The sequence below is a fragment of the Streptomyces sp. ATCC 21386 genome (assembly GCF_018728545.1).
In the GTDB taxonomy this organism is placed as follows: Bacteria; Actinomycetota; Actinomycetes; order Streptomycetales; family Streptomycetaceae; genus Streptomyces.
Window position 1 is genome coordinate 6,937,142 of record NZ_JAAVVL010000001.1, and the last position, 25,161, is coordinate 6,962,302.

The window sequence follows — 25,161 nt, forward strand, 5'->3', positions numbered from 1 at the left end:
CCATGCGAAGTGACCCCGTGGTCCAGGTCCGGTCCCTGGTGAAGCGGTACGGCGACAAGACCGCGGTGGACGGCCTGGACCTGGTGGCCGGGGCGGGCGTGACCGCAGTGCTCGGCCCGAACGGCGCGGGCAAGACGACCACGATCGAGACCTGCGAGGGCTACCGCGAGCCGGACTCCGGCTCGGTCTCCGTCCTCGGCCTCGACCCGGTCCGCGAGGCCGCCGCGCTGCGCCCCCGGATAGGCGTGATGCTCCAGTCCGGCGGTGTCTACTCCGGCGCCCGCGCCGAGGAGATGCTCCGCCACGTGGCCCGGCTGCACGCCCACCCCCTCGACGTGGACGCCCTCGTCGAGCGCCTGGGCCTCGGCAGCTGCGGCCGTACGACGTACCGACGGCTCTCCGGCGGTCAGCAGCAGCGGCTCGCCCTCGCGATGGCCGTCGTCGGCCGGCCCGAGCTGGTCTTCCTCGACGAGCCGACCGCGGGCCTGGACCCGCAGGCCCGGCGGGCCACCTGGGAGCTGGTCCGGGACCTGCGCGCGGACGGCGTCTCGGTCATCCTCACCACGCACTACATGGACGAGGCCGAGCAGCTCGCGGACGATGTCGCGATCATCGACGGCGGCCGGGTCATGGCCCAGGGCTCGCCCGAGGAGCTGTGCCGGGGCGGCGCCGAGAACACCCTGCGCTTCACCGGCCGGCCCGCGCTCGACGTCGGCTCCCTGCTGAAGGCTCTCCCGGCGGACTCCACCGCCGTCGAACTGACCCCCGGTGTGTACCGGGTGACCGGCAAGGTCGATCCGCAGCTCCTGGCCACCGTCACTTCCTGGTGCGCCCAGCACGGGGTGATGCCGGACCGGATCTCGGTGGAGCGCCACACCCTCGAAGACGTCTTCCTGGAGCTCACGGGCAAGGAGCTGCGTTCATGACCGCGCGTACGGGCACGGGCTCCTACACACCGAAGCCGGGTGCCGCCCCGCTCCCCCGCATGATCGCGGCGCAGACGGCGCTGGAGACGAAGATGCTGCTGCGCAACGGCGAGCAGTTGCTCCTGACGGTCGTCATCCCGACGCTGCTGCTGGTGCTGTTCGGCTCGGTGGACATCGTCGACACCGGTGAGGGCGAGGCGGTCGACTTCCTGGCGCCCGGCGTCCTGGCGCTCGCCGTGATGTCGACGGCATTCACCGGGCAGGCCATCGCCACCGGCTTCGAACGCCGCTACGGCGTGCTGAAGCGGCTCGCGGTCTCCCCGCTCCCCCGCTGGGGCCTGATGACGGCGAAGACCCTGTCCGTGCTGGTCACGGAGATCCTCCAGGTCGCCCTGCTCACGGTGATCGCCTTCGCGATGGGCTGGGACCCGCACGGCAACCCCTTCGCCGTGGTGCTCCTGCTGGTCCTCGGCACGGCCGCCTTCTCGGGCCTCGGGCTGCTGATGGCGGGCACGCTGAAGGCGGAGGCGACGCTGGCGGCGGCGAACCTCGTCTTCCTGCTGCTGCTGGTGGGCGGTGGCGTCGTGGTCCCGTTGGAGAAGTTCCCGGACGCGGCGCAGAGCGTCCTCGGGCTGCTGCCGATCGCGGCCCTCTCGGACGGGCTGCGGGACGTCCTCCAGCACGGCGCGGGGATGCCGTGGGGCGACCTCGGGATCCTCGCCGTGTGGGCGGTGCTCGGGCTGGGCGCGGCGGCCCGCTTCTTCCGCTGGGAATAGCGGCAGGCCACCCCCGCGTGTGAAGACCGGCAGGCCACGCCTGCCGCGCCGGGGGGGGCGGTACCCCTCGTGAATGCGTGCACAAGCGGCCGCCTACGATGGGGGCGTGCCGAAAGTGACCCGCGACGACCTCGTCTCCGCAGCGCGCAACCCGCTCGCCTTCATCGCCGAACGCTGGACCCCGGACCCCAGAACGGTCCGGCGCGCGGCTCTCGCCGCCCTCGTCATGGCGGTGGTCATCGTGGTGACCGGCGGTGCCGTGCGGCTCACCGGGTCGGGCCTCGGCTGCCCGACCTGGCCCAAGTGCACCGACGACTCGCTCACCGCGACCCGTGAGATGGGCGTCCACGGCTACATCGAGTTCGGCAACCGCCTGCTGACGTACGTGCTGTGCGCGGCGGTCGGCTGGGCGATCATCGCCGCGCGCTCGCAGAAGCCGATGCGGCGCGGCCTCACCCGGCTGGGCTGGGCACAGTTCTGGGTCGTCATGAGCAACGCGGTGCTCGGCGGCATCGTGGTCCTGGTCGGTCTCAACCCCTACACGGTCGCGGCCCACTTCCTGGCCACCACCGCGCTCATCACCGTCGCCGTGGTCATGTGGCATCGCGTGCCCGAGAGCGACGCGGCACCCCGGCCGCTGGTCGGCAAGGCCGTGCAGCAGCTGGTGTGGGCCATGATCGGCGCCTGCGTGCTGCTGATCCTGGTCGGCACGGTGGTCACCGGCGCGGGCCCGCACGCGGGCGACTCCAGCGATGTGCCGCGCATGCCGGTCGACTGGGAGGCCGTCACCAAGCTGCACGCCGTACTGGCCTGGATCGTGGTGACGCTGGCGTTCGCCCTGTGGTTCGTCCTCAAGGCCGTGGACGCCCCCGCCGAACCGCTGCGCCGCACCCGAGACCTGTTCCTGATCCTCCTCGCGCAGGGCCTCCTCGGCTATGTGCAGTACTTCACCGATCTCCCCGAGGTGCTGGTCGGCGCCCACATGTTCGGCTCCTGCCTGGTGTGGATCGCGACCCTGCGGGTGCTGCTGTCGCTGCGGGAGCGGCCCGCGGACGAGGTCGACATGCCCGCCGCGGCGGCCGAGGCGCCGGTCGCGGCGCGCAGCTGAGTCAGCCGTACGTCGCCACGAGGTCGTCGATCGCGGGTCCGAGGAACTGCCTGGTCAGCTCGGCCCGGTACGGCACCTGCCCGGTCGGTGCGCCGTAGCGGCGCCGCCTGACGTCCTCGACCACCTCGGCGGGCGCGCCCAGCGTGGGCAGCAGGTCCAGGGCCTCCCGCTTGGAGATCAGACGGCCCTCGCGCAGGGTGGCCGTGGCGCGGGCGAACGTGAGCAGGCCGAGGTCGACCCAGACGTCCCGCTCCCAGAGAGGGGCCCTGTCCACGGCCGGGCGCCAGAACTCCTTCTGGTCGCGGACGACGAAGGCGTCCAGCTCGATGTCGGAGACGGGCGGCAGCAGGGCCCCCGGCGGTTCGCCGTGCAGGACGAGGCCGAAGGTGTGCAGTTCACGCCGGGTGACCGGGGTGACCGTGCGCCGGAACAGCCGCTCGTGCGCCCAGGTGAGGTGTCTGCGCTCGGCGTGGGCCGCCGTGGCCGGCGTCAGATAGGTGCAGTGCAGCAGGGCGGCGAGGCGGTCGTGGCGCAGCCGGGCATGCAGCCGGCCGGCCTGCCAGGCGGTGCGGGCGGTGACCGGGCCGTCCAGGACGGCGATCAGGTCGAGGTCGCTGCGGCCCTCCCGGTAGTCGCCGCCGCCGAGGGAGCCGTGGGCCCAGACGGCGAGCGGGGTGAGCGGGCGGAGTTCGTCGAGGAAGTGCCCGAGCAGAGCCGCGGTGTCGGTGTCGGTGACCTGGCCGGGTAAGCCGGCGGTCGCGTCGCTGCGTGTCATGTGCCCAGTCTGTACAGCCGCCCCGGGCGCCGTACACCCGATGGCCCACTCCGGCCAGGCGGAGTCCTGCACCCGTCGGCTCGCGCCGAGCGCGCGGAGCGCGCGCCCGTCGGCTCACCCCAGCCCGTAGACCCGTCGTGCGTTGTCGGCGGCGATCAGTCCCGCCACGCGCTGGGCGTCCGTCAGTGCCCAGGCACCCTCCGCCACCCACGTCCCCAGCACCCGTGCCAGCGCCTCGCGGAACAGCCGGGCCCCGACCACGTGCAGCTCGGGCAGGCCGTGGGCGCCGCTGGAGAACAGGAGCTTGCCGAAGGGCGCCAGTTCCAGGACCTCGGCGAGCACGGCGGTGGCCCGTGCGCCGGTGCGGACCAGTTCAGCGCCCAGGTCCGCGTAGACGTGCGGGAAGACGGCGGCGAGGTGGGCGGCGTGGCGGTGGTAGGGGTAGCCGTGCAGCAAGATCAGGTCGGTGCCGAGGCCCGCCGTGGCGCGGGCGAAGTCGGTGAGCAGGACGGGGTCGGTGGCGTCGATCCGCAGGCCCGGTTCGCCGAGGCCGGCGTGGAGCTGGAGGGGGCGGCCCGAGGCGACGGCGATCCACAGCAGGTGGCGCAGGAGGACGGGGTCGGTGAGCGATCCGCCGACCGGCCGGTGGGCGAGCCAGCGTCCCGCCGCGCCGCGCACCTCGCCGGGCCCGGGCGGCTCGGGCGCGAGCGCCAGGCCGTGCCGCACGCCCGCGACCGACGCGAAGGCGACGGCGTTCGCGGCGGCCGCGTGCACGGACTCGGCGAGATTGGCCAGGAACGACTCGACGGTGCCGGAGGTGTCGGCGACCTGTTCGGCGAGGAGTTCGAGGCGGACGATCTCGTGTGCGTCCGCGTCAGCGGTGGAGGCCATCTCGTGGGGGCCGGTGAGGTCGCCGGGCAGGCCCGTGTCGACGAGGTAGGTGGTGACCCCGCTGCCGCGCAGGAGTCTGCGGCCGGCTTCCAGGACGCCCAGCTCGCGGCGCCGGGCGAGATAGCGGGCCGGTGGGCAGTGCGGCTCCAGACCCAGCAGAGGCGGGCACCAGCGGCGGACGGCGAAGCCCGTCTGGGTGTCGAAGAAGGTGGTGCCGGGGGCCGGCGGGCCCTCGCTGCGGGCGAGGTGGGCCTCGAAGGTGCCGAGGCCCAGCTCCGTGCGCAGCACTCCGTGGCAGTACTGGTCCACGAGGGACGGCGTGTCGATCATCGGGCTCCCCGAGGCTGGACCTGTGAACTCCCACAGGTCCTAACGGGTGAGCCGGGCTCAGGTGTTGCTGTTGCCGGGGCCGCCGACCTGGATTCCGGCCATGCGCGACCATTCGTACGGTCCGGTCGTCACCTTGGCGGCGAACTCGCCGTCGAAGTCCTCGTGGACGGTGACGCCGGCCTTCTGTACGGCCAGTTCGGCGATGGCGTGGGTGGGGGCGACGAGGTCGCCCCAGCCGCCGTCCTCGCCGACCAGGACGATGCGCGCGCCGAGCTGGCCGATGTAGGCGACCTGGGCCTCGGCGCCGCCGTGCGCTGCCGCGAAGGAGCCGATCTGCTTGGCCAGCGTGGCCGCCTTGCGGGCGGCCTTCGCGGCGGCCTTGGCCGCCTTGGCCTCGTCTGCCTGCTTGGTGTCTGACATGGTCAGGATGCTACCGATGGGTATGCGACGAGGCGACGGGCGGGGTCAGTGGGCTTTGCCACTCGCCATCGTGCGTTGCGGCGAGTGGGTGCGTACCGGCTCATCGTGGTTGCTCGCACAGTTCCCCGCGCCCCTGACGGGGCGCGGCAGCAGCTCAGCTTCAGCGCAGGAAGGGGTCCACCGCCACCGCCACGAAGAGCAGCGAGACGTAGGTGATCGACCAGTGGAAGAGGCGCATCTCCTTCAGCTTGCCGCCGGTCGCGCCGTTCTTCGCGCGGGTCTGGAGGGCGTGCGCCTCCCAGAGCCACCAGCCGCCGGTGACCAGGGCGACCGCGGTGTAGAACCAGCCGGTGTAGCCGAGGGGGGTGAGCAGGAGCGAGACCGCGACCATCACCCAGCTGTAGAGGACGATCTGGCGGGCCACGACCTTGTTGGAGGCGATGACCGGGAGCATGGGGACGCCGACGCGGGCGTAGTCGTCCTTCACCTTCATGGAGAGGGGCCAGTAGTGCGGCGGCGTCCAGAAGAAGATGACGAGGAAGAGGATGACCGCCGCCCACGACATCGAGTTCGTCACCGCGGACCAGCCGATGAGGACCGGCATGCAGCCGGCGATGCCGCCCCAGACGATGTTCTGCGACGTACGCCGTTTGAGGATCATCGTGTAGACGACGACGTAGAAGAGGAGCGCCCCGAGCGACAGCCACGCGGACAGCCAGTTGACGAGGACGCCGAACCAGACCGTGGAGACGACCGCGAGGGTGATGCCGAAGACCAGGCCCTCACGCGGGGTGACGAGGCCGGTGACCAGCGGACGCTGGGAGGTGCGCTCCATGAGGGCGTCGATGTCGCGGTCGATGTACATGTTGAGCGCGTTGGCGCCGCCCGCCGAGAGGTAGCCGCCGACGCAGGTGGCGAGCACCAGCCAGAGGTCCGGGACGCCCTGCTCCGCCAGGAACATCACCGGAACGGTGGTGATCAGCAGCAGTTCGATGATCCGCGGCTTCGTCAGCGCCACGAACGCCTTGACGCGGGCCCCGATCGGCCGCTGACCCCGGCTGCTGCTCGTGTTGCTCGCGCCCAGCACTCCCGGTGGACGGGATTCGACGGCCGTCACGCACACCCCTGACAGAGACTCCCAGCAAGCCTTGGGATGTGAACTCCCCGTGACGGCTCGCGCGTACCACGCCACTGTAGACGTTGCCCAGAGCCAGCCTTTCAAGGGGGTGGGGTCGTGTTGGGAGGCGGCCTCCGACGAGCCGAACACACTTCGGTTGAGCAGTCGGATGAGCGGCTCCGTATTCAGATGTCGAACAACGGAACCCCCAGGTCTCACCATGCGGAACACGGGTCGGGAGGCGGACCGGACCCAGTCCCGGCAGTCTGGAATGACTCGAAAAAATGCGCGTTCCTACGGGGGTAGGCTCGACAACGGCCGGTGCCGTGAAGAACACCGGCACGAGACATGTGGAGAGGAGCCCTGACCCAGGGTGAGCACCAAGCCGACCACTACAGACCTCGCGTGGACCGAATTGGACCAGCGGGCCGTCGACACCGCCCGGATCCTGGCCGCCGACGCCGTCCAGAAGGTCGGCAACGGCCATCCGGGCACGGCGATGAGCCTCGCGCCCGCCGCGTACACCCTCTTCCAGAAGGTGATGCGCCACGACCCCGCCGACCCCGACTGGGTGGGCCGTGACCGGTTCGTCCTGTCCGCCGGCCACTCCTCCCTGACCCTCTACATCCAGCTGTACCTGGGCGGTTTCGGCCTGGAGCTGGCTGATCTGGAGGCCTTCCGGACCTGGGGCTCGAAGACCCCGGGCCACCCCGAGTACGGACACACCAAGGGCGTCGAGACGACGACCGGGCCGCTCGGCCAGGGTGTCGCCAACGCCGTGGGCATGGCGATGGCCGCCCGCTACGAGCGCGGTCTGTTCGACCCGGAGGCCGCCGTCGGCGAGTCTCCGTTCGACCACCATGTCTTCGTGATCGCCGGTGACGGCTGCCTCCAGGAGGGCATCTCCGCCGAGGCCTCCTCGCTCGCGGGTCACCAGAAGCTCGGCAACCTGGTCCTGCTGTGGGACGACAACCACATCTCGATCGAGGGTGACACCGAGACGGCCGTCTCCGAGGACGTCACCGCGCGGTACGAGGCGTACGGCTGGCACGTCCAGCGCGTCGAGCCGAAGGAGAACGGCGACCTCGACCCGGTCGCGCTGTACGCGGCGATCGAGGCCGCGAAGGCCGTCACCGACAAGCCGTCGTTCATCGCGATGCGTTCGATCATCGCCTGGCCCGCGCCGAACGCGCAGAACACCGAGGCCGCGCACGGCTCGGCGCTCGGCGCGGACGAGGTCGCGGCCACCAAGCGCGTCCTCGGCTTCGACCCCGAGAAGAGCTTCGACGTCGCCGCCGAGGTCATCGAGCACACGCGCGCGCTGGGCGAGCGTGGCCGTGAGGCACGTTCGGCCTGGGAGAAGCAACTGCAGGAGTGGCGGGACGGCAACGCCGAGCGTGCCGCCGAGTTCGACCGGATCAGCGCGGGCGAGCTGCCCGAGGGCTGGGAGTCGCACCTGCCGGAGTTCGAGACGGGCAAGGGCGTCGCGACGCGTGCCGCGTCCGGCAAGGTCCTCCAGGCGCTGGGCGCGGTGATCCCCGAGCTGTGGGGCGGCTCCGCCGACCTCGCCGGGTCGAACAACACCACGATCGACAAGACCAGTTCGTTCCTCCCGGCGGACAACCCGCTGCCGGAGGCGGACCCCTACGGCCGCACGATCCACTTCGGCATCCGCGAGCACTCCATGGCCGCGGAGATGAACGGCATCGCGCTGCACGGCAACACCCGTATCTACGGCGGCACGTTCCTCGTGTTCTCCGACTACATGCGCAACGCCGTACGCCTGTCCGCGCTGATGCACCTGCCGGTGACGTACGTCTGGACGCACGACTCCATCGGTCTCGGTGAGGACGGCCCGACGCACCAGCCGGTCGAGCACCTGGCCTCGCTGCGCGCGATCCCGGGTCTGAACGTGGTCCGCCCGGCCGACGCCAACGAGACGGCGATCGCCTGGCGCGAGATCCTCAAGCGCTGGACCAAGGAGTTCGGCAAGGGCGCCCCGCACGGTCTGGCGCTGACCCGTCAGGGCGTGCCGACGTACGAGGCCAACGAGGGCGCGGCCAAGGGCGGTTACGTGCTCTTCGAGGCGTCGAACGGCGCGCCGGAGATCATCCTCATCGCCACCGGTTCCGAGGTGCACGTGGCCGTCGAGGCCCGCGAGCGGCTGGAGGCCGACGGGGTGCCCACCCGCGTCGTGTCCATGCCGTCCGTGGAGTGGTTCGAGGAGCAGGACCAGGGGTACCGGGACAGCGTTCTGCCGCCGTCCGTCAAGGCGCGTGTCGCGGTCGAGGCCGGGATCGGACTGACCTGGCACAAGTACGTCGGTGACGCCGGCCGCATCGTTTCGCTGGAGCACTTCGGCGCTTCGGCCGACGGCAAGGTCCTCTTCCGCGAGTTCGGCTTCACTGCCGAGAACGTGGCAGCGGTCGCGCAGGAATCCCTCGCCGCCGCTCAGCGCTGACGCTCACACACGACACGTAGGAGATGTAATTCCATGACAGACGCACTCAAGCGCCTCTCCGAGGAAGGCGTGGCGATCTGGCTGGACGACCTGTCGCGCAAGCGCATCACGTCCGGCAACCTCGCCGAGCTGCTCGACCAGCAGCACGTCGTGGGCGTCACCACCAACCCGTCGATCTTCCAGAAGGCGATCAGCAGCGGTGACGGCTACGAGCAGCAGGTCTCCGACCTCGCCGCCCGCAAGGTCACCGTCGAAGAGGCCATCCGCATGATCACGACGGCGGACGTCCGTGACGCCGCCGACATCCTGCGCCCGGTCTTCGACGCGACCGGCGGCCAGGACGGCCGGGTCTCCATCGAGGTCGACCCGCGCCTGGCGCACAACACCAAGGCGACGGTCGCCGAGGCCAAGCAGCTGGCCTGGCTGGTGGACCGCCCCAACACCCTGATCAAGATCCCGGCGACGATGGGCGGCCTGCCGGCCATCACCGAGGTCATCGGCCTCGGTATCAGCGTCAACGTGACGCTGATCTTCTCGCTGGAGCGCTACCGCCAGGTCATGGACGCCTACCTGGCCGGTCTGGAGAAGGCCAAGGAGCGGGGTCTCGACCTGTCGAAGATCCACTCGGTGGCGTCCTTCTTCGTGTCCCGGGTGGACACCGAGATCGACAAGCGCCTCGACGCGCTCGGCACCGACGAGGCCAAGGCCGCGCGCGGCAAGGCCGGTGTCGCCAACGCCCGCCTCGCCTACCAGGCGTACGAGGAGGTCTTCTCGGACGGCCGCTGGGCCGCCCTGGAGAACGCGGGCGCCAACAAGCAGCGTCCGCTGTGGGCCTCGACCGGCGTCAAGGACCCGGCGTACAAGGCGACGCTGTACGTCGACGAGCTGGTCGCGCCCAACACGGTGAACACCATGCCGGAGGCCACGCTGGAGGCCACCGCGGCGGGCGGTGAGATCCGCGGCAACGCGATCGCGGGCACGTACGAGCAGTCGCGTGCCGAGCTGGACGCGGTCGAGAAGCTCGGGATCTCCTACGACGAGGTCGTGCAGCTGCTGGAGGACGAGGGCGTCGAGAAGTTCGAGGCGTCCTGGAACGACCTGCTCAAGTCGACCGAGGCGGAGCTGCAGCGCCTCGCACCCTCGGAGGGCTGAACACCTTGTCGAGCAGCAATCCGCTGCGTGACGCCGCGGACCGACGGCTCCCGCGTATCGCGGGGCCGTCGGGCCTGGTCATCTTCGGCGTCACAGGCGATTTGTCACGTAAAAAGCTGATGCCTGCCGTGTACGACCTCGCCAACCGCGGACTGCTGCCGCCGGGCTTCTCGCTCGTCGGCTTCGCGCGCCGGGAATGGGCCAACGAGGACTTCGCGCAGGAGGTGCACGACGCGGTCAAGGAGCACGCGCGGACGCCCTTCCGCGAGGAGGTCTGGCAGCAGCTCATCCAGGGCATGCGGTTCGTCCAGGGCACCTTCGACGACGACGAGTCCTTCGAGCGGCTGCGCGACACCATCGAGGAGCTGGACAAGGCCCAGGGCACCGGGGGGAACTTCGCGTTCTACCTCTCCGTGCCGCCGTCCGCCTTCCCGGTCGTCATCCAGCAGCTGAAGAAGCACGGGCTGGCGGACCAGTCGGGCGGGTCCTGGCGGCGCGCGGTCATCGAGAAGCCGTTCGGTCACGACCTGGCGTCCGCCGAGGACCTCAACACGACCGTGGAGGAGGTCTTCGCCCCGGACCAGGTCTTCCGCATCGACCACTACCTGGGCAAGGAGACCGTCCAGAACATCCTGGCGCTGCGCTTCGCCAACACGATGTTCGAGCCGATCTGGAACCGGTCCTTCGTCGACCACGTACAGATCACGATGGCCGAGGACATCGGCATCGGCGGCCGGGCGGGCTACTACGACGGCATCGGCGCGGCCCGTGACGTCATCCAGAACCACCTGCTGCAGCTGATGGCGCTGACCGCGATGGAGGAGCCCGCCTCCTTCGACGCGGACGCGCTCGCCGCCGAGAAGACCAAGGTGCTCGGCGCGGTGCGGCTGCCGAAGGACCTGGGCCGGGACACCGTGTTCGCGCAGTACGCGGCCGGCTGGCAGGGCGGCGAGAAGGTCATCGGCTACCTCGAAGAGGACGGCATCGACCGCAAGTCGAAGACCGACACCTACGCGGCGATCAAGGTCGAGGTCGACAACCGCCGCTGGGCGGGCGTCCCCTTCTACCTCAGGACGGGCAAGCGCCTGGGCCGCCGGGTCACCGAGATCGCGGTCGTCTTCCAGCGCGCCCCGCACTCCCCCTTCGACTCCACCGCCACCGAGGAGCTGGGCCAGAACGCGATCGTCATCCGCGTCCAGCCGGACGAGGGTGTCACGGTCCGCTTCGGTTCGAAGGTGCCGGGCACCTCGATGGAGATCCGGGACGTGTCGATGGACTTCGCCTACGGCGAGTCCTTCACGGAGTCCTCGCCCGAGGCGTACGAGCGGCTGATCCTCGACGTCCTCCTGGGCGACTCGAACCTCTTCCCGCGCACCGAGGAGGTCGAGCTGTCCTGGAAGATCCTCGACCCGATCGAGGAGTACTGGGACAAGCACGGCAGGCCCGCGCAGTACCAGGCGGGGACCTGGGGTCCCGTCGAGGCGGACGAGATGCTCGAGCGAGACGGACGGAGCTGGCGCCGGCCATGAAGACAGACCTCACGGACACCACGGCCAGCAAGATCAACAAGGCGCTGGTGAAAGCCCGCCGGGCGATAGGCACCCCGGCGGTCGGCATGGTGCTGACGCTGGTCATCGTGACGGACGAGGAGAACGCGTACGACGCGCTCAAGTCCGCCAACGACGCCTCCCGCGAGCACCCCTCGCGCACGATCGTGGTGATCAAGCGCGTCTCCCGCTCGCCGCGCGACCGCACGAAGTCCCGCCTCGACGCGGAGGTGCGGGTGGGCGCGGACGCGGGCACCGGTGACACGGTCGTGCTGCGGCTGTACGGCGAGGTCGCGGACCACGCCCAGTCGGTGGTGCTGCCGCTGCTGCTGCCGGACGCGCCGGTGGTGGTGTGGTGGCCGGTGAACGCGCCGCTCGACCCGGCCAGCGATCCGCTGGGCGCGCTCGGGCAGCGCCGGGTCACCGACAGCTACGCCGCCGAGAAGCCCATCGACGAGCTGCGGGCCCGAGCGGAGAACTACGAGCCCGGCGACACGGATCTGGCCTGGACCCGGATCACCCCCTGGCGCTCGATGCTGGCCGCCGCGCTCGACCAGGTGGACTGCGAGGTCATCTCCGCGGAGGTGCAGGGCGAGCAGTACAACCCGAGCGTGGAACTGCTGGCCATGTGGCTGGCGGACCGGCTCCACGTGCACGTACGGCGCGGGGTGTCGGCCGGGCCCGGCCTCAACGAGGTGCGGATGCTGACCAGCACCGGCCCCATCCGGCTCTACCGGCCGAACGGCGGGCTGGCGCTGCTCACGCTGGAGGACCAGCCGGACCGGGCCGTGGCGCTGAAGCGCCGCGAGACGTCCGAGCTGCTGGCGGAGGAACTGCGCAGGCTCGACCCCGACGACACGTACGCGTCGGCGCTGCGGTTCGGGGTGGACCGGCTGGGCGGCGGGCTGAGCGCTGCGCCGGGCAACGCGCCGACGGCGGCGACCGCGACCGGGTCCTCCGGTGGCTCGGGGTCCGCCGGTGCCGCGGCTGCGACTGGGGGCGTCGCCTCTGGTGGTGCGGCGCCCGGTGCCGCCGGTGGGGCTTCCGGAGTCACGGCTCCCGGGGGTGCCGGGGCACTGGGCTCCGGGTCGGTGTCCTCGGCCGGTGGGCCCGGTCATGCCTCGGCGTCCGTTCCGGGTGCCGTTTCCGGCTCGGGTCCCGGGCTGGGTGCGGCCGTCGCGTCGGCCGCTTCCGCGGCGCGGGCTGCCGCGGCGCTGCCGCCGGCCGCTCCGTCGTCCGCCCCTTCGGGGACGGAGGGATCGGCAGGGTCCGCCGGTGACGGTGACTCCGAGCGGCCCACTCCGGCACAGATGCCGCCCGTGAAGAAGGCGACCACGCCATGAGCACACCGCAGCTGGTCGTGCACCGCGACAAGGAGCTGATGGCGCAGGCCGCGGCCGCGCGGCTGATCACCAAGGTCGTCGACGCCCAGGCCTCGCGCGGCTACGCCTCGGTCGTGCTCACGGGTGGCCGCAACGGCAACGGCCTGCTCGCCGCGCTGGCGGCGGCGCCCGCCCGGGACGCGATCGACTGGGGCCGCCTGGACCTGTGGTGGGGCGACGAGCGGTTCCTGCCCGAGGGCGACGCCGAGCGCAATGTCACCCAGGCCCGTCAGGCGCTGCTGGACTCGGTGCCGCTGGACCCCAAGCGGGTGCACGCCATGCCTGCTTCGGACGGGCCGCGGGGTGCCGATGTGGACGCGGCGGCCTCGGCGTACGCCGAGGAGCTGGCGCGGGCGGCGGGGCCGGAGAACCACGGGTCGGTGCCGACGTTCGACGTGCTGATGCTGGGGGTCGGGCCGGACACCCATGTGGCCTCGCTCTTCCCCGAGCTGCCCGCCGTGCGGGAGACCGAGCGGACGGTGGTGGGGGTGCACGGGGCACCGAAGCCGCCGCCGACGCGGGTCACGCTGACGCTGCCTGCGATCCGGGCGGCGCGTGAGGTGTGGTTGCTCGCGGCCGGCGAGGACAAGGCGGGTGCTGCGGCGATCGCGTTGTCCGGAGCCGGGGAGATCCAGGCGCCGGCGGCCGGGGCGAGGGGGAGGGCACGGACGCTGTGGCTGCTGGACGCGGCGGCGGCGTCACGCCTGCCGCGCTCGCTGTATCCGCCGGCCTCGCCGTGAACGACTGACTCCCCCCCCCGCCGCCGCTACCCGTTCCCATCCCCAGGGGCTGCGCCCCTTCGGCCCCCATGCGCGGGCCGGTGGGGCTTCTCGCGCAGTTCCTCGCGCCCCTTGCTGGGGCGCGAGGAACTGCGTGGGGCGAGGAAACTCAGACGGCGAAGTCGTCCTCCCTGGTTTCCGGCAGTGCCCACAGACACACCAGGCTGACCAGGCACAACCCACCCGTGTAGAACCCCAGCACCAACGGCGACGACCACTGGCTGTTCAGCCACGTCGCCACGAGCGGAGCGAACCCGCCCCCGAGCGTGTTGGCCAGGATGAACGCCGCCGACGCCCCGGTGTAGCGCAGCCACGCCGGGAACAGCTCCGCCAGGAACGCCGCCATCGGCGAGAACATCAGGGCGAGCAGCCCGAGGCCCACCGTGTACGCACCGGTGATCAGGAACGCGTTGCCCGTGCTGAGCGACCCGTACATCGGCACGGCCCACATGACGGACCCGGCCGCGCCCGCCAGCATCAGCGGACGGCGCCCGACCCGGTCGGCCAGCCGGGCGACGGGCAGGGTGATCGCGATCCCCGCCGCCGCCCCCACACTCGCCGCCGTGAGCATCGTGTTCTGCGGGATGCCGAGCGACTTCGGCCCGTAGGACAGGCTGTAGACGATCGTCAGGTAGTAGACGGCGGACCCGCCGATCGCCGCGCCGGTGCCGAGCAGCAGCCGTCCGGGGTGGCGCGTGAGGAGCGTGCCGAGGGGGAAGCGCGACACCGGTGCGGCCGGGTTCCCCGACGAGGCCGGGGACGTCGCTGCCGAGGACCGTTCCTGGAAGACCGGCGACTCCGAGACCGTCGACCGCACCCACAGCCCGACCACGACGAGTACCGCGCTGAGCAGGAACGGCACCCGCCAGGCCCAGTCGGCGAAGCCGTCTCGGCCCACGATGTTCAGGGTCGGGAGGATGACGGCGCTGGAGAGCAGGAACCCGAGGGAGGGGCCGACGTTCGGGACGGCGGCGTACAGGGCCCGCCGGCCGGGCGGGGCGTGCTCGGCGGCCAGCAGGACCGCGCCGCCCCACTCGCCGCCCATGCTGACGCCCTGCAGCAGACGGAGGGTCACCAGGAGTACGGGGGCGAGGAGTCCGGCGGTCTCGTAGGTCGGGAGCAGGCCGACGCCGACCGTCGCGAGGCCCATGAGCAGGAGGGAGGCGACCAGGGCGCGCCGGCGGCCCAGCCGGTCGCCGATCGTGCCGAAGAGCACGACGCCGAGGGGGCGGGACAGGAAGGCCGCGGCGAAGGTGAGGAACGCGGCGAGGGTGGAGACGGTCGGGTTGCCGGAGGGGAAGAACGCGGGGCCGAGGACGAGCGCGGAGGCGGTGCCGTAGACGGCGAAGTCGTAGTACTCGATGGTCGTGCCGATGAGACTCGCGGCGGCGACCCGGGACGGCTTGCTCGACCCGGCCGACGGGGAGGCCGGTAAGGCGGCGGATCTGGGGGCCGCGGCCTCGGCGACGGTCCTGGACGGGGATTCGGGCATGGGGGCTCACTTCCGGTACGCCCGGAGACGAATGGTCCGGGCCCAGACGGGGACGGCCACGCATGAAACACGAACCGGAGTGCGGCTGTCACCCTAGGCCGGGAAATTCGACTCCCACAAGGAACTCCGGGAAAGAGCGCCCGCCGACTTCGTCGAATTCTTTCGAAGGTGGAATACGCGTCGATTACACGCGACAACGCCATTTAAAACATGTGATCCCGCTATGCGTGCGGACAGGTCGGCAAAATACGGCACGAACACCACCCTTGGACCCCGTCAAGCCCGAGAATCCTGTCAGGTCGCTGTCAATATTCATGCGTCGAGCCGCATAAAAATTTGCCGACGGTCACGCCTTGCCAACTGCCGATCACGCACGGAATGCTGACGTCCCGGCAGAACTTGAAAGTTCTACGACCATCGTTTTTCGGACATGGAGCGGAAGGCTTTTCCCATGCTGAAAAGTGGCAAGCCATTACGTTGGAGAAGACTTTCCCTGGCCGGCGACGACCGGCATTTGCTGATACCGCTCGACCACAGTGTCTCGGACGGTCCGGTCGCTCCGCCGGGCCAGTGGGAAGAGCTGTTGAAGGCCCTGGTGGCCGGCGGCGCCGACGGGATCGTCGTCCACAAAGGGCGGGCCCGCACCCTCGACCCCGCCCTCCTCAGGAACTGCGCGCTGGTGGTGCATCTGAGCGCCAGCACGGCCTGCTCCGCCGACGTCGACGCCAAGGTGCTGGTCGGCGACGTGGAGGAGGCGGTGGCCCTCGGCGCCGACGCGGTCAGCGTCCATGTGAACATCGGCTCGGACACCGAGGGGCGCCAGCTCGCGGACCTGGGCGCGGTGGCCCGATCCTGCGACACCTGGGGCATGCCGCTGATCGCGATGGTCTACCCCCGTGGCCCCCGGATCGAGAACCCGCACGATCCCGCGCTCCTCGCGCACATCGTGAACGTCGCCGCCGACCTGGGCGCCGACATGGTGAAGACCTCGGTGGCCCTGCCGCTCGACCGGATGGCCGAGGTGGTGGCCCACAGCCCCATCCCCGTCCTCGCCGCCGGCGGCCCGCCCGACGGCTCCGACCTCATCGAGTACGGCACCGCCGTGATGGCCGCCGGCTGCCGTGGTCTGGCGGTCGGCCGCCGCGTCTTCTCCTCCGCCTCCCCCGCCACCCTGGTGTCCCGGCTGGCCGCCGTGGTGCACGGGGAGGGGCGCGGCGATGCGGACCCCCTGGATGGCATGAGCATGGCACATACAGGAACGACCCATTCCCCCTACTCGACGATCGTGGCAGGTGTCGCATGAGGTTCGCGTGGATCGATCTCCGTGAAGTCCCCCGTCCGCAGCTCCAGGCGGTGGTGGACGCGGCCGTCCACGCCCGGATGGCGGGGGTGGTCTCCGCCGACGCCGAGCTGCTGGGGACGCTGCCGCCGACGGTGACCCGGGTGCTGGCGGGCGGAGCGCCGGCCGCCGTGCCCGCGAAGAAGCCCGCCGACAAGGGTGACAAGGAGGCCAAGGCCGACGCCAAGCCCGCGGACAAGCCCCCCACCGGCGCAGGAGTCGACCTGCTGCTGCGGAAGTTCACCGCCCAGGACGAGCTGGACGCCCTCGCCGCCGAGAACCGGGCCGCGAGCGGCACCCCGGTCGCCGGCTTCGTCGACGTACGGGACGACCGGACCCTCCAGCTGTCGTGCGTGGGCGCGATGGCACTGCCGTACACGGTGATCCACTTCGCCGATCCGACGAAGATCCCGCTGGAGATCGTGCTCGCGGCGGCCGAGTCGGCCGAGGGGAAGCTGGTGACCGTCGTCGGGGACCTGGAGGAGGCGGCCATCGTCTTCGACGTCCTCGAACGCGGTTCGGACGGCATCCTGTTCACCCCCCGGAGCGCCGACGACGTGTTCGCGCTGGCCCGGCTGCTGGAGGCGACCACCCCGCAGCTGGAGCTGTCCACGCTCACCGTCGAGAGCATCCGGCACGTCGGGCTCGGCGACCGGGTCTGCGTGGACACCTGTTCACACTTCGAGGAGGACGAGGGCATCCTCGTCGGCTCGTACTCCTCCGGGTTCGTGCTCTGCTGCAGCGAGACCCACCCGCTGCCGTACATGCCGACCCGGCCCTTCCGGGTCAACGCCGGTGCCCTGCACTCGTACACGCTGGGCCCCGACAACCGCACCAACTACCTCAGCGAGGTCGGTTCCGGCAGCGCCCTGCTGGCGGTCGGCGCCGACGGCCGCACCCGGCGGGTGGTGGTCGGGCGGGCCAAGCTGGAGTCCCGGCCGCTGCTGGAGATCCGCACCCACGCGGAGGACGGGCGGCTGGTGAGCCTGACCGTGCAGGACGACTGGCATGTGCGGGTCCTCGGGCCGGGCGGCAAGGTCCTCAACGTCACCGAGCTGCGGACCGGCGACGAGCTGCTCGGGTACCTGGCCCAGGACAAGCGCCATGTGGGCCTGCCCATCGGCGAGTTCTGCAAGGAGGTCTGAGGCCCCATGGGCGAGCTCGTGGCGGCCGCGGCCGGCGAGGACGGGATGGGTGCCCTGGTCCAGCGGCTGTTCGACGCGCGGGACGACGGTCTGCCCTATCTGACGCATCAGCGGGAGACCGTCACCCGCGGGGAGTTACGGGAGCGGGTGGCCAAGCAGGCCGCCGTCTTCGCCGGTTACGACATCGGCCCCGGCAGCACGGTGGGGCTGCGGACCCCGCCCAGTTTCACCCAGGTCGAGGTCCTGCTCGCGCTGTGGCGGCTGGGCGCGCAGGTGATGCTGTTCGACTTCCGGCTGAAGCCCGCCGAGGTCGACGCGCTGTGCGCCGTCTGCCGGCCGCAGTTCATGGTCCGGGCCGGCGCCAACGTCCGGGCGGCGTTCGGCTTCCGGTCCGAGTACGAGGTCGCCACCGAGTGCCGCAGGGCGGGGCGGGCGGCCGACGGCAGGCACCGGCTGGTCCAGTTCAGCTCGGGGTCGACCGGGCGGCCGAAGGTGATCGGCCGGAGCGCCGGGTCGATCGCCGCCGAGCTGGAGTCGTTCGCGGCGGTTGCCGGGATGCCGGTCGAGGGCGACCGGCTGCTGCTGCTCAGCTCCACCGCGCACAGCTTCGGGCTGGTCGGCGGACTGCTGCACGCGCTGGCGGCCGGGGTGTCCGTCGTCTTCGCGCCCCGGGTCTCGGCCCGCGACATCCTGCGGACCTCCCTCGACCACCGGATCACCGCCCTGTTCGGGGTGCCTATGCACTACGAACTGCTCGCTTCCGCCCTCGATCCGCCCGCGCTGCCCGCGCTGCGGACCGCCGTCTCCGGCGGCGAGCTGATGCCTCCCGAGGTCGCCGCGCGGTTCGCCGAACGGTACGGCGTCAGGGTCGGTGAGGCCTACGGCACCACCGAGACCGGCATCGTCGCCATCGACGTCGGCGGCACGCTGCGCCCCTCCGTGGGCCGGCCCGCGCCGGGGGTGGTGGTCCGCGCGCACAAGGGCGAACTGGACGTCGCGCTCGCCGAGTCGCCGTACCTCTTCGACTCCGGCGGCACCCAGTACACCGACGGCTGGCTGCACACCCGTGACCGGGCGGCGGTCGGCGCCGACGGGACGGTCACCGTGGGCGGCCGCGCCGACTCCCTCGTCGTCATCGGCGGCCTCAAGGTCGATCTCACCGAGGTCGAGCACGTGCTGCGCGCGCACCCGGCCGTCGAGCAGGCGGTCCTGGTCCACGAGGACGTCACCGAGGCGTACGTGGCCCTCGCCGCCGGGGCCGGGAGTCCGTCGGCGGAGGAGCTGCTGCGCTGGTGCCGGGAGCGGCTGGCCGACTACAAGCTGCCCCGGGTGATCCGGCTGCTGGAGGACCTGCCCCGCACGTCGAACGGGAAGCTGGTCCGCCGGGCGGCGACGCTCCAGGCGGCGGCGAGCGGCGGCGCGTGACGGCTCGGCAGACAGCCCCGGGCGAACAGCCCCGATGACTTTTCGCACGACCTTCTCACGACATTCCCCCTGGAGATGGCGATCATGAGCACGTCCACCCTGGACAACGAGATCCGCGAGTTCGTCCTGACCACGGTCATCGACGAGATGAACATCCTGCTGAGCCGGGACGGCATCACCGACGAGAGCCCGGTGACCGTCGGTGGTCTGGAGCTGGACTCCCTGAGTCTCATCGAGCTGACGTTGCGGCTGGAATCGCGGTTCGGCGTGGAGATCCCGGACACCGACATCGAGCCGCTGGCCTCGCTGACCCTCGGCGGGCTCGTCGCCGAGGTGGTCGGGCGCGGGGCGAAGGCATGAACGCGGAGACCTCGACGTCGTCCGTCACGGAAGCGGCCGTGCGGGGCGCGTCCACGTCGGCCGCCGTCGTCCCGGCCGTCCTCACCACCGGGCTCGTCCGGGAGCTGCTGTCCGACCGCAAGATCTTCCCCGGTGTGCCGGACGATCTCGACGAGGACGCCGAACTGGTCCTGGACTCGCTGGGGTTGGTGTGGCTGCTGCATGTGGTGGAGGAGCGGTACGGCCTGGTCGTGGAGCCCGCCGACGAGGACATCGCCGGCCTGACCTCGCTGCGGCGGCTCACGGAGTTCCTGGGCGCGGCGGGGAATCCGGGGGCGGGAACGCATGAGGCGGCGGACGGGGGTGAGCGCGTTGGCCGGTGAGGTGACGGTGACCGGGTTCGGCGTGCGCACCGCCTTCGGCACGGGGCCGGACGCCCTGCGGCGCGGTGTCTTCGCGGGTGTCCCCTCCTTCGCCCCCACCACCCGGTTCGACACCGGCCCGTACCGCACCCCGATGGCCGGCGCCGCCCCCGACGGCCCCGGCGGGACGGAGCACTGGGCGCTGCGTCCCGCCCTCGCCGGCTGCGGCGCGGAGGCCCTCGACATGGCGGGCCTCCCGCGGGGCACCGAGGCGGCGGTCCTCCTGGGCATCGCGGGCGACTGCACGAGCATCACGCGGTACTGGCGGGAGGCCGCGGCAGCGGGCGCGGCGGCAGCGGGGCCCGACGAGGACGGCGGCAGCGGCGCGGGCCGAGACGCGATCCGGGCCCCCGGCCTCACCGGCACCGACCCGGGGCGCGGCCTCCCCGCAGCCGGAGCCGGCACCGGGTCCGTCAAGGCGGCGGAGCTCGCCGGGGTGTCGGCCGACGCGGCGGCGGCCCGGCTCGCGGACGCCGTCCCGGCGCATCTCGCCGAGTCGCTGGCCGGGGGCCTCGGACTGACCGGGCCCCGGCTCACTTTCACCAACGCCTGTGTGGCCTCCGCCGCCGCGATCATCCACGCCTGCCGGCTGATCGCCGGCGGGCGGATCGACGTGGCGGTGTGCGCCGGCGGCTATCTGGTGGAGGAGGAGACGTTCGGGAAGTTCGACTCGGGGCGGGCGTTGTCGCGCGACGGCACGGTGCGGCCGTTCAGCGCCGACCGCACGGGACTGCTGCTCGGCGACGGGGTCGCGGCGGTCGTGCTGGAGTCCGCAGGGCACGCGCGGCGGCGCGGGGCACGGCCGCTCGCGAGCGTGGTCGGCTGGGGTGCGGCGACCGACGCCCACCACATCGCCCAGCCGCACCCGGACGGCGTCGGCCTGGCCCTCGCGACCCGCCAGGCCCTGCGGCTGGCCGGGGACCCCGACGGGGCGAGCCTCGGCTATGTCAACGCCCACGGCACCGGCACCAAGTACAACGACGGCGCCGAGACCCGGGGGCTGCGCGCCGCCCTCGGGAAGCGGGCCGAGTCGATCCCGGTCAGCTCCACCAAGAGCACCACGGGCCATCTCCTGGAGGCCGCCGGAGTCGTGGAGTTCGTGATCACGATGCTGGCACTGACGGAGGGCGTGCTGCCGCCGACCGCCAACTTCACGCGGGCGGACCCGGAGTGCGATCTGGACTACGTCCCGAACAGCCCACGCCGGGCCGACCTCCGCCGCGCCCTCACCATCAACGCCGCCTTCGGGGGCGCCAACACCGCACTCGTCCTGGAGCGACCGTGACGCATACGGACCTGGGAACGAAAGCCGAGACCCTGGCTGCCCACCGGACCGAGACCCGGGCTGCCGACCGAACCGGACCCCCGGCGGCCGGCGCGACGGCGTCGCGTCCGGCGCTCGGGGTCCTGGCCGCCGCCACCGCGACCCATGGCACCGGACGGGACGGCGACATCCCGCTGCCGCGCCTGCCCGGGTTCGTGGAGTCGGCGTTCAGCCCGCTGGTGTACGAGGTCGCCGCGCGGTGCCTGACCGAACGGCCCGCCGGAGGCACCTCCCGCTCGGACGGGGCCGGGAGCGGGGAAGGCTCCCGTACGGCCGTCGCGCTGGCGAGCCTGATGGGCGACACCACCACGGCCGATCTGGCGAGCCGGCGAGTGGTCTCGGGCCGGGTGCACAACCCGCTGCTGTTCATGCAGGCCACCGCCAACTCCGTGCTGGGGCACCTCAGCCGGGAGTTCGGGATCACCGGGCAGATGTTCAGCCTGTCCACGCTCGACGACCCGGTGACCGAGCTGCTGGCCATGGCCGACCTCCTCCTGGAGGACCCGGAGCTGGACCGGGTCCTGGTGGTGGGCGTGGAACTGGGCGGCGGCGAGCGATGGGCCGCCGTGCACCGGGAGCTGTCCGCGGACCACGGCCGCCCGGTCCCGGACCTGCCCGCCTCCGCCGCGGTGGCCGCGGCGGTCCTGCTCGGCCGCCCCGGTTCCGGCACCCCCATGACCACCGCGCCGACGCAGCCGTACGCCGGGGACAACTCGGCGACGGCTCCGCACACCGGCAGCGTGCAAGGCCTGTTCGACCTGGCCGACGCCCACTGCCGGCTCCTGCGGGACGGCGATCGAGACGAGACGGAGACCCATGCTCATCAGTAGGCAGGAGCGGGCACGGATCTGCTCCGACACGGAACTCGGCGCCGGCAACGTCCTGCACCGGCTGCGGGCGTACGAACGCCCGCTCGACGAGCCGGTGTTGCGCACCGACGGCACCTGGCGCGCACCGGACGGCAGCCGGCCCGAGACGCTGACACTCGGGCAGTTGTACGAGGTGGTGGAGACCTACGCGGGCTGGTACGCGGCCCACGGTGTACGCCACCGCGACCCGGTGGCCATCCATTCCTTCTCGGCCGCCGAGTTCGCGGTGAACTTCCTGGCGCTGACCTCGCTCGGCGCGATCCCGTCGTTCGTCAACGGCAACCTGGCGCCGGAGATCGCCCGGGAGTACGTCCGCCGCCAGGGCGCGGTGGGCGCCTTCACGGACGAGGCGCACCGGGAGGTGCTGGCCGGGGACGAGTCGGCCCTCGGTTTCCGGGTGACCGCCGACGACATCCGGCCGGAGCACCGTGCATCGCTGCCGCAGGCGTACCCGTACCGGCACGACCCCACCGACCCCGTGCTGATCTCCCACTCCTCCGGTACGACCGGTCTGCCGAAGGGGGTGCCGCACACCCACCGGACGCTGATGTACGCGCAGTTGCACCGGCTGCGGTTCTCGACCGGCGCCGACATGGAACGCACGCTGGTGGGGCTGCCGGGCGCGCACAACGCGATGGTGGCGACGCTGCTGTACTGCCTGCTGCTGCGCACGGACATCAGGCTGCTCTCCAGCCAGCGGGGCACGGACGTCCTCGACGCGATCGAGGAGTTCCGGCCGACGACCGTGCTGGCCTTCGCCGGGACCTTCGGCGAGATGGCGGCGGAGGATCTGACGGCACGCGATCTGTCCAGCGTGCAGGTGTGGTTCAACACCGGGGACGCGGCGCACGAGGCGCACATCCGGGCGCTCGTGCGGCACGGGAGCCGGATCGAGATCCGGCGCGACCTGAGCCGTGTCCGGGTCGAGGGCTCGGTCTTCGTGGACGGACTCGGTTCGTCGGAGGCCGGTTACTCCGTCTTCCACAACCGGCACACCAAGGACACCTCCGCCTACTCCCGCTGCGTCGGGAAGCCGATCAGCTTCGCCGAGGCCGCGGTCCTGTCCGAGGACGGCACTGCGCTGCCACCCGGGCAGATCGGCCGGCTGGGCCTCAAGTCGCCCACTCTGACACCCGGTTACTGGAACGATTCGCTCACCTGGAACCGGATGCGGCTCGGCGGCTACTGGCTCACCGGGGACCTCGCCCGTCAGGACGAGGCGGGCAACTTCTACCACCTCGACCGGGCCCCGGACGCCATCCGCACCCGCGCGGGGATCGTCTTCAGCACCCGCACCGAGGAACTCCTCCTGGCCGAACTGCCGGGCCTCGCCGACTGCACGGTGGTCGCGGTCGCCCCGGACGGCGTCCGCGCGGACTGGGACGGCGACGGGGAGGCCGAGGCATATGTACTGCTCCAGCCGGCCGAGGAGAACGGTGACACCGGTGACGAGGAGTGGACCGGGCGCGTCAACTCCGTGCTGACGCAGGCCGGTCTCCCGCCCGTGTCCCGGGCCCTGCGGATGAAGCCCGACGACGTGGCCAAGGGGGCCACCGGCAAGGTTCTGAAACGAGTGATGCGCGACCGGTTCGCCGCCGACATGGCCGACACCGTCGCAGCCGAGGAGCAGCACGCATGAGCACGACGACGACAGCGACCGGGGGCGCGGCCGGGGGCGACGGAGTCAACCACCGCGCCCGCGCGAGCGAGGCGTACCGGCTGTGGTGGCAGCACGACGCCAACTGGTACCAGGGCGTGGCCGCGCGGTTCGGCCAGGAGGCCGCGAACGAGATCAACGCGGAGGCGATGGGGAAGGTCGCCCTGCACGTCGGGCAGCGGGTCGCCCGGCTGTACGGGCCCCTCCCCGACACCGGTGACGTCCGCAAGGACCTGGAGGAGCTGCGCCGCCGCTACGACGACTGCGGCGACCGGATGTTCCCGCCGGAACTGCGCAACGCCGCCACCGAGGTCGAGGACGACGACCTGATCGTGCTGACGCTGAAGCGGAACTTCGCGATCACCATGGTCCGGATGGCCGGTTCCCTGGAGGGCTACCGCTGCCCGTGCACCGCCGTCCACGCCGGCTGGTCCGAAGGGCTCGGCGTGACCCTCACGGAGAACCGGGCCGAGAGCTGTCTGCGGAACGGCGACGCGGCGTGCCGTCTGCTGATGCGCGTCGCCGCTCCCGTCGCACCGGGTTCGGAGGTCTGAGGCATGCGCGTACTTGTCGCCGGGGCCACCGGAGTGGTGGGCCGTCCGCTGGTGGGCGCGCTGCGAGCGCGGGGCCACCGGGTGAGCGCGCTGGTGCGGCAGAGGTCGAGCGAGCGGGTCCCGGACGCGGACGAGGTGGTGGTCGCCGACGCCCTGGACCGTGAGGCCGTGCTGGCGGCGGTGTCGGCCGCCCGGCCCGAGGTGGTCGTCCACCAGTTGTCGGCGCTGCGACTGCTGCGCGACGACCCTCCGGGGGCCTTCGCCCTCACCGCCCGGCTGCGCACCGAGGGCACCGCCCATCTGGTCGAGGCGGCCCGCGCGGCCGGCGCACGCCGGTTCGTCGCCCAGTCCATCGCGTTCGCCGCCGCCCCGGCCGGGGACCCGGTCCTCGACGAGGACGCGCCCCTGTACGTGGACGCCCCCGACCCGGGCTGGGCCTCGACCGTGCGGGCCGTCGCCGAGCTGGAACGGCGGGTGACGGACCCGGGCAGCGGCCTGGAGGGGGTGGTGCTGCGCTACGGCACGCTGTACGGCCCCCGCACCGCGTACGCCCGTACCGGCGCGACCGCGCTCTCCGTGCAGGCCGGGCGGCTGCCGCTGCCGGGCAGCGGGGCGGGGATCATGTCGTTCCTGCACGTCGAGGACGCCGTGGGGGCGGCGGTGACGGCCGTCGAGGCCGACACGAGCGGGGTGTTCCATGTGACGGACGACGATCCGGCCCCGGCCGCGCAGTGGCTGCCCCACCTCGCCCGGATGCTCGCCGCGCCCTCCCCGCGCACGGTTCCCGCGGCCCTCGCGCCCCGTCTCCTCGGCTGGTTCATGGCCCACCAGCTCACCTCGGCGCACGGCGCCGCCAACGACCGGGCCCGCACGGCGCTCGGCTGGAAGCCGGCCAGACCGAGCTGGCGCGACGGACTGGGCCAGGAATGAC

Annotated in this window: 23 protein-coding genes; 18 read left to right on the top strand and 5 right to left on the bottom strand. The window is 72.1% G+C overall.

Annotated features, from left to right (window positions below; all coding sequences use genetic code 11):
• Positions 1-2 precede the first annotated feature (2 nt).
• The 3 genes from GWK25_RS29830 to GWK25_RS29840 all read left to right on the top strand — a co-directional run bounded on the left by GWK25_RS29830 (position 3) and on the right by GWK25_RS29840 (position 2,810).
• Positions 3-926 (top strand): ABC transporter ATP-binding protein, encoded by a 924-nt coding sequence (locus GWK25_RS29830; protein WP_215454489.1) that lies wholly within the window; start codon positions 3-5, stop codon positions 924-926.
• Entirely contained in the window at positions 923-1,702 is a 780-nt protein-coding gene (locus GWK25_RS29835) for an ABC transporter permease (protein WP_215454490.1), read from the top strand. Before GWK25_RS29830 ends, GWK25_RS29835 begins: the two co-directional genes overlap by 4 nt.
• A gap of 73 nt (positions 1,703-1,775) precedes the next feature.
• Complete coding sequence (locus tag GWK25_RS29840; RefSeq protein ID WP_215454491.1) at positions 1,776-2,810, top strand: heme A synthase; 1,035 nt, start codon at positions 1,776-1,778, stop codon at positions 2,808-2,810.
• A gap of 1 nt (position 2,811) precedes the next feature.
• Here GWK25_RS29840 and GWK25_RS29845 read toward each other — a convergent pair whose 3' ends face one another.
• From GWK25_RS29845 to GWK25_RS29860, 4 genes are all read right to left on the bottom strand, one after another.
• Complete coding sequence (locus tag GWK25_RS29845; protein WP_215454492.1) at positions 2,812-3,585, bottom strand: nucleotidyltransferase domain-containing protein; 774 nt, start codon at positions 3,583-3,585, stop codon at positions 2,812-2,814.
• Between the two features lie 114 nt (positions 3,586-3,699).
• The gene (locus GWK25_RS29850) at positions 3,700-4,806 is read right to left on the bottom strand and encodes an amidohydrolase family protein (RefSeq protein ID WP_215454493.1); all 1,107 of its coding nucleotides are present in this window, start codon (positions 4,804-4,806) and stop codon (positions 3,700-3,702) included.
• Positions 4,807-4,863: 57 nt separating this feature from the next.
• Positions 4,864-5,226, bottom strand: coding sequence for a hypothetical protein (locus GWK25_RS29855; protein ID WP_215454494.1), 363 nt, complete (start codon positions 5,224-5,226; stop codon positions 4,864-4,866).
• Between the two features lie 160 nt (positions 5,227-5,386).
• A complete protein-coding gene (locus tag GWK25_RS29860; protein WP_215454495.1) occupies positions 5,387-6,343 on the bottom strand; it encodes a heme o synthase in 957 nt (318 codons plus the stop codon).
• 373 nt (positions 6,344-6,716) lie between these two features.
• On the opposite strand from GWK25_RS29860, the gene tkt reads away from it, so the two are divergent.
• Genes tkt through pgl form a run of 5 tightly spaced genes read left to right on the top strand, consistent with a single transcriptional unit; the run spans position 6,717 to position 13,625 of the window.
• Complete coding sequence (gene tkt / locus GWK25_RS29865; RefSeq protein WP_215454496.1) at positions 6,717-8,804, top strand: transketolase; 2,088 nt, start codon at positions 6,717-6,719, stop codon at positions 8,802-8,804.
• Positions 8,805-8,837: 33 nt separating this feature from the next.
• A complete protein-coding gene (gene tal, locus GWK25_RS29870; protein ID WP_215454497.1) occupies positions 8,838-9,956 on the top strand; it encodes a transaldolase in 1,119 nt (372 codons plus the stop codon).
• Positions 9,953-11,485, top strand: a complete 1,533-nt coding sequence (gene zwf, locus GWK25_RS29875) for a glucose-6-phosphate dehydrogenase (protein WP_374105764.1) — start codon at positions 9,953-9,955, stop codon at positions 11,483-11,485. The genes tal and zwf overlap by 4 nt, the downstream gene beginning before the upstream one ends.
• Positions 11,482-12,846: a glucose-6-phosphate dehydrogenase assembly protein OpcA gene (gene opcA / locus GWK25_RS29880; protein ID WP_215454499.1), complete on the top strand. Its 1,365-nt coding sequence runs from the start codon at positions 11,482-11,484 to the stop codon at positions 12,844-12,846. Before zwf ends, opcA begins: the two co-directional genes overlap by 4 nt.
• On the top strand, positions 12,843-13,625 hold the full coding sequence (gene pgl / locus GWK25_RS29885) for a 6-phosphogluconolactonase (protein WP_215454500.1): 783 nt from the start codon (positions 12,843-12,845) through the stop codon (positions 13,623-13,625). Before opcA ends, pgl begins: the two co-directional genes overlap by 4 nt.
• A gap of 148 nt (positions 13,626-13,773) precedes the next feature.
• Here the strand turns inward: pgl and GWK25_RS29890 are convergent, their stop codons facing one another.
• Entirely contained in the window at positions 13,774-15,156 is a 1,383-nt protein-coding gene (locus GWK25_RS29890) for an MFS transporter (RefSeq protein WP_215454501.1), read from the bottom strand.
• Between the two features lie 451 nt (positions 15,157-15,607).
• On the opposite strand from GWK25_RS29890, the gene GWK25_RS29895 reads away from it, so the two are divergent.
• The 10 genes from GWK25_RS29895 to GWK25_RS29940 all read left to right on the top strand — a co-directional run bounded on the left by GWK25_RS29895 (position 15,608) and on the right by GWK25_RS29940 (position 25,160).
• A complete protein-coding gene (locus tag GWK25_RS29895) occupies positions 15,608-16,459 on the top strand; it encodes a 2-amino-3,7-dideoxy-D-threo-hept-6-ulosonate synthase (RefSeq protein WP_215457685.1) in 852 nt (283 codons plus the stop codon).
• The gene (locus GWK25_RS29900; RefSeq protein ID WP_215454502.1) at positions 16,456-17,640 is read left to right on the top strand and encodes a 3-dehydroquinate synthase II family protein; all 1,185 of its coding nucleotides are present in this window, start codon (positions 16,456-16,458) and stop codon (positions 17,638-17,640) included. The genes GWK25_RS29895 and GWK25_RS29900 overlap by 4 nt, the downstream gene beginning before the upstream one ends.
• A gap of 6 nt (positions 17,641-17,646) precedes the next feature.
• Entirely contained in the window at positions 17,647-19,065 is a 1,419-nt protein-coding gene (locus GWK25_RS29905; RefSeq protein ID WP_215454503.1) for a class I adenylate-forming enzyme family protein, read from the top strand.
• A 75-nt stretch (positions 19,066-19,140) separates the two neighbouring features.
• Positions 19,141-19,425: an acyl carrier protein gene (locus GWK25_RS29910; RefSeq protein WP_177261679.1), complete on the top strand. Its 285-nt coding sequence runs from the start codon at positions 19,141-19,143 to the stop codon at positions 19,423-19,425.
• A complete protein-coding gene (locus tag GWK25_RS29915; RefSeq protein ID WP_215454504.1) occupies positions 19,422-19,787 on the top strand; it encodes an acyl carrier protein in 366 nt (121 codons plus the stop codon). Before GWK25_RS29910 ends, GWK25_RS29915 begins: the two co-directional genes overlap by 4 nt.
• Positions 19,777-21,111 (top strand): beta-ketoacyl synthase, encoded by a 1,335-nt coding sequence (locus GWK25_RS29920; protein ID WP_251830328.1) that lies wholly within the window; start codon positions 19,777-19,779, stop codon positions 21,109-21,111. Before GWK25_RS29915 ends, GWK25_RS29920 begins: the two co-directional genes overlap by 11 nt.
• Entirely contained in the window at positions 21,108-21,980 is an 873-nt protein-coding gene (locus tag GWK25_RS29925; RefSeq protein WP_308404350.1) for a hypothetical protein, read from the top strand. The genes GWK25_RS29920 and GWK25_RS29925 overlap by 4 nt, the downstream gene beginning before the upstream one ends.
• Positions 21,967-23,658 carry a class I adenylate-forming enzyme family protein gene (locus GWK25_RS29930; RefSeq protein ID WP_215454506.1) on the top strand — a complete coding sequence of 564 codons (1,692 nt, stop codon included), beginning with the start codon at positions 21,967-21,969 and terminating at the stop codon, positions 23,656-23,658. The genes GWK25_RS29925 and GWK25_RS29930 overlap by 14 nt, the downstream gene beginning before the upstream one ends.
• Complete coding sequence (locus GWK25_RS29935; RefSeq protein WP_215454507.1) at positions 23,655-24,230, top strand: hypothetical protein; 576 nt, start codon at positions 23,655-23,657, stop codon at positions 24,228-24,230. The genes GWK25_RS29930 and GWK25_RS29935 overlap by 4 nt, the downstream gene beginning before the upstream one ends.
• Positions 24,231-24,233: 3 nt before the next feature.
• A complete protein-coding gene (locus GWK25_RS29940) occupies positions 24,234-25,160 on the top strand; it encodes an NAD(P)-dependent oxidoreductase (protein ID WP_215454508.1) in 927 nt (308 codons plus the stop codon).
• The last annotated feature ends 1 nt before the right edge of the window (position 25,161 follow it).